The 9158-nt window shown below is 58.1% G+C and carries 5 protein-coding genes and 1 tRNA gene; 2 read left to right on the forward strand and 4 right to left on the reverse strand.

Features of this window, described 5'->3' with window-relative positions; genetic code table 11:
- Positions 1-10: 10 nt before the first annotated feature.
- The 3 genes from gltB to ACR0C6_RS20320 are packed head-to-tail and all read right to left on the reverse strand — an operon-like array spanning position 11 to position 6435.
- Positions 11-4543 carry a glutamate synthase large subunit gene (gene gltB, locus ACR0C6_RS20310; RefSeq protein ID WP_480620869.1) on the reverse strand — a complete coding sequence of 1511 codons (4533 nt, stop codon included), beginning with the start codon at positions 4541-4543 and terminating at the stop codon, positions 11-13.
- Positions 4540-4977: a GFA family protein gene (locus ACR0C6_RS20315; RefSeq protein ID WP_152459664.1), complete on the reverse strand. Its 438-nt coding sequence runs from the start codon at positions 4975-4977 to the stop codon at positions 4540-4542. Before ACR0C6_RS20315 ends, gltB begins: the two co-directional genes overlap by 4 nt.
- A 24-nt stretch (positions 4978-5001) precedes the next feature.
- Entirely contained in the window at positions 5002-6435 is a 1434-nt protein-coding gene (locus tag ACR0C6_RS20320) for an NAD(P)-dependent oxidoreductase (RefSeq protein ID WP_480620871.1), read from the reverse strand.
- 230 nt (positions 6436-6665) lie between these two features.
- On the opposite strand from ACR0C6_RS20320, the gene ACR0C6_RS20325 reads away from it, so the two are divergent.
- Positions 6666-7469, forward strand: coding sequence for an undecaprenyl-diphosphate phosphatase (locus ACR0C6_RS20325; protein WP_171171601.1), 804 nt, complete (start codon positions 6666-6668; stop codon positions 7467-7469).
- On the opposite strand, the gene ACR0C6_RS20330 is transcribed toward ACR0C6_RS20325, so the two are convergent.
- Positions 7470-8453 (reverse strand): complex I NDUFA9 subunit family protein, encoded by a 984-nt coding sequence (locus tag ACR0C6_RS20330; protein WP_480620873.1) that lies wholly within the window; start codon positions 8451-8453, stop codon positions 7470-7472. It lies immediately after the preceding gene.
- Between the two features lie 201 nt (positions 8454-8654).
- Here ACR0C6_RS20330 and ACR0C6_RS20335 point away from each other — a divergent pair.
- Positions 8655-8741: transfer RNA gene (locus tag ACR0C6_RS20335), tRNA-Leu, on the forward strand.
- Positions 8742-9158: the final 417 nt, after the last annotated feature.

Raw genomic sequence — 9158 nt, forward strand, 5'->3', positions numbered from 1 at the left:
GAATTTCGGCTTACTCCGCCGGAACTGCCGTGGCTTCTTCGCTCAGCGGGTGGCTGAGTTTGTTGAGCATTTCTTTGGGACAAACCTGTAAGAAGTTGCCCTTTTCCACATCCCAATGCTGGAGAATATCCGCAGCCTTGCGGCTGTAAGTCTCCTCGGCGTGACGCGTGATCAGGGCTTTCAATTGATCCACCCAATGGTCCACGGTGACCGGGCAGGTCACAAGCGTTTCCTTGTTCATCAACGCTTCGGCCTTGCCTTCAGGATCATACAGATATGCCATGCCACCGGTCATCCCGGCACCGAAATTGGCCCCGATATCACCAAGAATCACGGCCACACCGCCGGTCATGTACTCACACCCGTTCGAGCCACATCCTTCAACCACAACTTTGGCGCCCGAGTTGCGCACGGCAAACCGTTCACCCGCGCGGCCGGCCGCAAACAGATGGCCGTCAGTTGCACCGTAGAGAACCGTGTTGCCGATGATTGTGTTGTCGTCTGCCTTCAGCGGGCTGACCTGCGGCGGGCGCACAACGATCGTGCCGCCAGACAGGCCCTTGCCAACATAGTCATTGGCATCCCCCGAAACTTCCAGCTTCAGACCCGGGGCAGCGAAAGCCCCCAGAGACTGACCCGCCGAACCCTGGAGTTTCACGTGCAGGTGGTCATCCTGGAACGTGTTCCGCATGCCGAAATTCTGCACAATGTGGCTGGAAATACGGGTTCCGACGGTGCGGTGCGTGTTCTGGATGGCATATGACAACTGCATCTTCTCGCCGTCCTTCAGGAACCGTGCCGCATCGCGCACGATCTCGGCATCCAGCGTGTCGGGCACGGCGTTGCGGTCCTTGTCGCGATTGTACACGATGTTATGCGCACCATCGACGGTGATCAGCAGCGGGTTGAGATCCAGATCGTCCAAATGTGCCGAACCCCGGCTAACCTGCGCCAGCAGATCGGCCCGACCGATGATTTCATCCACGGAACGCGCGCCAAGGCTGGCCAGCAGCTCGCGCACTTCCTGCGCGTAGAAGGTGATCAGATTCACCACCTTGTCCGCGTTGCCGGTGAACTTGGCACGCAGCGATTCATCCTGCGTGCAAACGCCGACGGGGCAGGTGTTCGACTGGCATTGACGCACCATGATACAGCCCATCGCGATCAGGGCGGCGGTGCCGATGCCGTATTCCTCGGCCCCCATCATCGCCGCCATGACGATGTCGCGCCCGGTGCGCAGGCCGCCATCGGTGCGCAGAGTCACCCGGTCGCGCAGGTTGTTCATCGCCAGAACCTGATGCGCCTCGGTCAGGCCCATCTCCCAAGGCAGACCAGCATATTTGATGCTGGTCGCGGGTGAGGCACCCGTACCGCCATTGTGACCCGAAATCAGGATAATATCCGCTTTCGCCTTGGCCACACCGGCTGCAATCGTGCCAACGCCCGAGGACGCCACCAGTTTCACCGTCACCTTGCAGCGCGGGTTGATCTGTTTCAGGTCATAGATCAGCTGCGCCAGATCCTCGATCGAGTAGATGTCATGATGCGGCGGGGGAGAAATCAGCGTAACGCCCTTGGTGGAATGCCGCAAACGCGCGATCAGGTCGGTGACCTTCATGCCCGGCAGCTGACCGCCCTCGCCCGGTTTCGCACCTTGGGCAACCTTGATTTCCAGCTCTTCGCACTGGTTCAGGTATTCGGCGGTCACACCGAACCGGCCCGAGGCCACCTGTTTGATCTTGGCCGAGGGGTTGTCGCCATTTGGCTCCGGCACGAAGTGTGCAGGATCTTCACCACCTTCACCCGAGTCGGATTTCGCCCCGATCCGGTTCATGGCCACGTTCAGCGTCTTGTGCGCCTCGGGGCTGAGCGCGCCCAGTGACATGCCCGGCGTGACGAAACGCTTGCGGATTGAGGTGATCGATTCCACCTCTTCAATCGGCACAGGTTTGCCCAATGGTTTGAAATCCATCAGGTCGCGCAGATGGATCGGCGGGTTCGATTGCATCTTGGCAGAATACTGTTTCCACAGCTCATAGGACGCCTTGTTGCACGCCATCTGCATCATATGCATCGAGGTCGCTTCCCACGCATGGGTTTCACCCGATTGCCGCGCCTTGTAGAAACCACCGATCGGCAACACGTCCAGACCACTGTTCCAGCCCTTGGCGTGGATTTCTTCGGCCTTTGCCTGAATACCGGTGACGCCGATGCCGGAAATCCGGCTGGTCATACCCGGGAAGTACTCGGCGACCATCGCGCGGCTCAGGCCTACAGCCTCAAAATTCAAACCTCCGCGGTAGGACGAGATCACCGAGATCCCCATCTTGGCCATGATTTTCAACAGGCCCTGGTCGATGGCTTCGCGGTAGCGCGCAACATTTTCGGTCAGGGTGCCGTCCAGCAGCCCACGATCGATGCGATCGGCCAGCGAGTCTTCGGCCAGATAGGCGTTCACAACGGTCGCGCCACAGCCGATCAGAACCGCAAAGTAATGCGGATCGACACATTCAGCCGAGCGCACGTTCAAGGAACAGAACGTCCGCAGGCCCTGACGGGTCAGGTGTGAGTGCACTGCGCTGGTGGCAAGGATCATCGGCATCGCCACACGATCTTCACCCGAGTTCATGTCGGTCAGCACCAGATGCCCTGCGCCAGATCGGACAGCCTCTTCAGCTTCGGCTCTGACACGGGCCAAAGCCGCGCTCAGCGCACCTTGACCAGGCTCAAAGCTGCAATCGATCTCGGCCAGCGGAGCATTGAGGTTCCCAACCAGTTCATCCCATTGTGCGTTTCCGACAAAGGGGCTTTCCAGAACGATGATCTCGGTCTGGCTGCTGTCCTCATCCAGCACGTTCTTCAGGTTCCCGAACCGGGTTTTCAAGGACATAACGCGGTATTCGCGCAAACTGTCGATCGGCGGGTTGGTGACCTGAGAGAAATTCTGCCGGAAGAAATGGCTGAGCGGGCGGTATTGCTTGGACAGAACCGCCGAGGGCGTATCGTCACCCATGGACGCCAGCGCCTCTTTGCCATCTTCAGCCATAGGCGCAAGAATCTGCTCCAGCTCTTCGACTGAATAGCCTGCCGCGATCTGGCGCTTGCGCAGATCTTCACCCGAAAAAATCGGCTTTTCGGTCACGCCTGCCAGCGCCTCGTCCAGATCGTTTATCTTGCCGACCCATTCGCCAAACGGCAATGCGCTCGCCAGCTTGTTCTTGATCTGGGTGTCGCGATACAGCTTGCCCTTTTTCATGTCGACAGCCAGCATCTGACCGGGGCCCAGCGCGCCTTTTTCGGTCACTGTGGACTCATCAATCGGCACCATGCCGGCCTCGGATCCCGCAATGACAAGACCATCGCCAGTCACGACGTAACGCATCGGACGCAGGCCGTTGCGGTCCAGCCCAGCACAGACCCAGCGGCCATCCGTCATGGCCAGCGCGGCGGGGCCGTCCCACGGCTCCATCACCGAGTTGCAGTAAGAATACATGTCGCGCCACGCCTGCGGCAGTTCCACCGCCTGCTTGGACCAGCTTTCCGGAACCAGCATGGTTTTCGCCATCGGGGCCGAGCGACCCGCGCGCACCAGAACCTCAAAAACCGAGTCCAATGCGGCCGAATCCGACGATCCTCCGGCGATGATCGGCTTGATATCCTCGGCATAATCCCCAAACGTCGAGGACGCCATGCGGATCTCGTGGCTTTTCATCCAGTTGATGTTGCCTTTCAGCGTGTTGATCTCGCCGTTATGCGCCAACATGCGGAAGGGCTGCGCCAGCCACCATTGCGGGAAGGTGTTGGTGGAATAGCGCTGGTGATAGATGGCGAAGGCGGATTCAAACCGTTCGTCCATCAGGTCGGGATAGAAGACGGCAACCTGCTCGGCCAGCATCATGCCCTTGTAGATGATCGAACGGCAGGACAGCGACGCCAGGTACAGCCCGGAAATACCCGCAGCCGAGGCGGCCTTTTCAATACGGCGACGAATGACATAGAGTTCACGCTCAAAGGTCTCTTCGTCCACACCTTTGGAATTCGAGATCAGGATCTGCTCGATCTCGGGCCGGGTGGCGTTGGCTTTTTCACCCAGACAGGTGACATCGACCGGCACGTGACGCCAGCCATAGATGTAATAGCCCATGCGCAGAACTTCGCTTTCCACGATGGTCCGACACTGTTCCTGTGCGCCAAAGTCGGTGCGCGGCAGGAAAACCTGACCAACAGCGATCAGTTCGTCCAATTTGGGCTCGTGGCCTGTGCGCCTGATCTGATCGTAGAAAAACGAGACCGGAATCTGCACGTGAATGCCCGCGCCATCACCGGTCTTGCCGTCAGCATCAACCGCGCCGCGGTGCCAGATCGCCTTGAGCGCGTCGATACCGGCGTCCACAACCTTGCGCGACGCTTTCCCATCCACGGACACAACGAGACCCACACCGCAGGAAGAATGCTCTTCTTCCTCGGAATAGAGACCATTTTCAGCCATCCATTTGCGCTTGGCTTTTTCGGCCCGCACCCAATCGGCATCATATTTGGTCATTGGCTGTCTCCTTCGTCAGAGGGGGCGTACATGGCTTCGACCTCGGCTTTGGTCATCTGCCGGCGTTCGCCTGCGAACGCGTAGCCCTGGGGCTTTTTGTCGATGTAAAGTTCAAGTTTCAGTGGGTTGCCTGCGGCGTTGTCAAACAGACCTGCCGCCATTTGCGTCTGGCCGTGCATCTCGCCCGGGAGCGTGATCCGATACCAAAGCGCCGAGCCGCAATCGGCGCAAAAGGCGCGCTCGGCCCAGTCAGAGGAAGTGAAGGTTTTGACCGGGCCAAGCGCGGCATAGCCTTCTTCGGCCTGAAACGTCACCAGCATGGAACTGGTCCAACGCCGGCACTGGTCGCAATGGCAGGCCCCCAGCGCATCCCGCGCCGGAGTTGCCGTCACCGTAACCGCGCCACACATGCATTGACCTTGCAATTCAGGCATTTCGAACCCTCCTGATCGCCGGGATTATTCGGCCGCAACGGCAGATTTGGCATTGAAGCGTTCGATGATCGCATCAGCGCAGTCACGACCGTCCCGGATCGCCCAGACCACCAGCGAGGCACCGCGCACGATGTCACCGATTGCATAGACTCCGTCCATTTCGGTCTCGCCGGTTTGGAACGCCGCCTTGATCGTACCCCAGCGGGTGACTGGCAGATCAGGTTGTCCGAACAGCGTCGGCAGGTCTTCAGGTTCGAATCCAAGCGCCTTGATCACAAGATCGGCGTCTTCGACATAGTCCGCGCCTTCGATCACTTCGGGGGCCTGACGACCGGATGCGTCTGGCTGTCCCAGGCGCATCTTCTGAACGATAACACCCTTGACCGTGTCTTCACCCGTGAACCCTTTGGGTGCGCTGAGCCATTCGAAGATCACACCTTCTTCTTCGGCGTTCTGTGTTTCACGCTGTGATCCCGGCATGTTGGCACGGTCCCGGCGATACAGACATTTGACAGAAGTCGCGCCCTGGCGGATCGAAGTGCGGACGCAATCCATCGCGGTGTCACCGCCGCCAATCACGACAACTTTCTTGCCGTCGGCGTTCAAGCGACCGTTGTCGAAATCTTCGACCTCGTCGCCAAAGCTCTTACGGTTCGAGGCCGTCAGGAAGTCGATTGCCTTCTCGATCCCGGCCAGACCGCTGCCCGGCATTGCCAGGTCGCGCGACTTGTAGACACCGGTCGCAATGATAACGGCATCATGCCTGGCCCGGATTTCTTCGAACTTGGCCGCATCCACGTTGCAATTCAGAACAAACTCGACCCCACCATCAGCCAACAAGTCATTGCGGCGCTGAACGACGTCTTTTTCCAGTTTGAACCCCGGAATGCCATACATCAGCAGGCCACCGGCCCGGTCATAGCGGTCGTATACCGTGACCTGGATACCAGCCTGGCGCAGCATATCCGCAGCGGCCAATCCACCAGGGCCTGCACCAATGATACCTACGCTTTCAGCGCGTTCGGCCGATGGAGCAACCGGCTGGACCCAACCTTTTTCCCATGCGGTATCCGTTATGTATTTCTCGATCGAACCAATCGTGACGGTTCCATGGCCCGACTGTTCGATCACGCAGTTGCCCTCGCACAGGCGGTCCTGCGGACAGATGCGCCCGCAGATCTCGGGGAAGGTATTGGTGGCCTGACTTACCTGATAGGCTTCTTCCAGGCGCCCGGTCGCAGTCAGGCGCAACCAGTCGGGAATATTGTTTTGCAGCGGGCAATGCGACTGGCAGTACGGAACACCACATTGGCTGCACCGACTCGCCTGCTCGGCTGCTTTTTCGGCGGCGAACTCGGAATAGATCTCGTCAAAGTCGTCCTTGCGGTCATTGGCAGCACGCTTTTCCGGCATGACGCGGTCGATCTGCACAAATTTCAGCATCGGTTGCTTGGCCACGGGTCAGACTCCATGAATTGGCTAGGTTCCGTTTCTTTACGGGATGCGCTTTTGGATGAAAAGTCAATTATGCTGACCTAAATTGAAAAAATGCAGCGCGCCTTTAAGAAAAGTGGAAAATAATTGGAGATTTTAGATCCGATTCGGACCTATATGCGCGCTTTCCTTTTTTCCATCGCCCTTATACCCATAACTCACAAAGAACACGTGGCAGCAGCACGGCAGGGCAGATGAGTTTGTTTCACCTGATTCTCGTAGCAATCATTCAGGGAATCACTGAGTTTTTGCCCATATCCTCATCTGGTCACCTGATCCTGCTGCCCAACCTGTCGGGGTTGCAGGATCAGGGTCAAGCCATTGATGTCGCGGTGCATGTGGGAACCCTGGGCGCCGTGGTGCTGTATTTCCGGTCAGATGTAAAACAGGCCCTTGCCGGATTACCGCGCGCATTGACCGGACGGGCGGATACACCGCAGGCCCGGCTTGCTCTGGGCCTGATCGTTGCAACTGTTCCTACGGTGATCGCGGGCCTCATTCTGCATGTCACCGGGTTGAGCCAGGCCATGCGCTCGATCACGGTCATCGGATGGACAATGCTGGGTTTCGGTCTGCTGCTGTATTGGGTGGATCAAAAGGCTCCTGAAACCAAAGAGGCCGAAAACTGGGGAATACGCGACGCGCTGATCATGGGTCTGTGGCAGGTTCTTGCCCTGATCCCAGGCACGTCCCGTTCCGGGATAACCATAACCGGCGCGCGGCAATTGGGATATACCCGTGAAGACGGCGCGCGGATCGCGATGTTGATGTCGATCCCGACAATCCTGGCGTCGGGCACACTGCTGGCATTGGATGCCGTGCGCGGGGCCGATATGCAACTGGCCCGGGATGGGGCCATTGCGGCGCTGTTTGCCTTTCTTTCGGCCCTGCTGGCGCTCAGCCTGATGATGCGGCTTCTGCGCAGCGTCAGCTTCACACCCTACGTCATCTACCGCGTCATTCTAGGCGTGATCCTTTTGATCATGGCCTACAGCTGATCAGATACGCAGGTTTTTGGCCGAGTTCTGAATGTCGTCATACTGACCCGAGGGGCGGAATTTCCACAGGTATTCCGGCAGTATCGATTCCAACGTGGTCGGCACGATACCAAGGTCTGTAAAAGACTTTGCGCCCTCGGCGACAACATTGTCGTGACGCAGGTTCTTAAGCTGATCGCGAGTCAGAATGTTGTTGGGGAACAGCTGGAAGCTGACAAATTTAACGATATCCAGCACACCCGCCATAATCCGCGCGGCAAAGAACGGCAGGCCGATGATGACGCGGCGACGGTGAATCACTTCAAGCATTTGCTGCATCAAAGCACGAAAGGTCTTAACCTCGGGGCCGCCAAGCTCGTAAACACCCGGCTCTGCCTGCCCCAGAACGCCTTTGACGGCAGCCTGCGCCACATCGTCTACGTAAACGGGCTGGAATTTTGTCTCGGCCCCGACCAGAGGCAGGAATGGTCCCATGCGGGTCATTCCGGCGAAACGGTTGAAGAACTGGTCTTCGGTGCCAAAGATCACCGAAGGACGCAGGATCACGGCGTCTGGCATATGTTTCAACACGCCCGCTTCACCATGTGCTTTGGTCCGGGAATACGCGCTGGCTGAATTCGCATCCGCACCGATGGCCGAGATGTGAACCATCCGCTTGATGCCCTGCTCGGCCGCCAAACGCGCGATGCGTTCAGCTCCTTCGGCCTGAATCGTATCAAACCCGTTCTTGCCAAGCTCGTTCAGCACACCCACGCAGTTCACCACCGCATCGGCGCTCTGCATCGCCAGCGCCACCGAGGCGTCATCCCGGATATTGCACAGCACCGGTTCGACCTGACCCACGGCTCCATAGGGTTTGACGAACATGGCCTCGTTCGGACGACGTACAGCCACCCGGACTCGCCACCCCTCTTTCGCCATGCTCCGCGCGATGTAGCGACCGACAAATCCCGATCCGCCAAAAATCGTCACCAGTTTCGACATGAGAGGGCTCCTGCTGAGAAATTGCGCCCTAGAACTAGCGCCCGCAGGCCAGTCAAACAAGGCGCTAATTCGCCGCGACGGTGTTGAAAACCATGCGCGGAAAACACCGGCCGGAAATCGAATTCAAAAAACTTTAAAAATTCTCGCCGAATCTGGTTGACGCCTCCCGCGACTAGGCTTAAACGCCCCTCCACGACACCTGCCCAGGTGGCGGAATTGGTAGACGCGCTAGCTTCAGGTGCTAGTGTCCGTATGGACGTGGAGGTTCGAGTCCTCTCCTGGGCACCAAATCTCAGATGCAAGTATTTGATTTAACTGATATTTTCAGCTTTCCTTCCCTTTCTATCCACCCCGATATCCACCCTTTGTAACACCGTGTCCGCGTTTTCCGATGGATATTTAGGGATTCCGAAGGTTGGTGACTGTTGGTGTAAATAAATGTTGAATTGCGGAAGCACGCGAAAGCCTGAACGGCGGGTCTAGCGAAAGAAGCACGGTGAAGAATTCACCGCCCCCGAAGTGCTCTGAGTTCACATTGCCTTAAGGTTAACTGCCAGCCTACCCAAGTATCGCAGCAGCGACTTGTTCGACATTTCCTCCCAATGCTCCAACTCCGCAACAAGGCGATAATACGTGCGCCAGTGCATCCCCTTCGGCTTCGTTCCTTCCATCAGATCCGGATCGTTCAACCAACCCAGGCGTTCG

The sequence above is a fragment of the Ruegeria sp. AL12 genome (assembly GCF_056540885.1).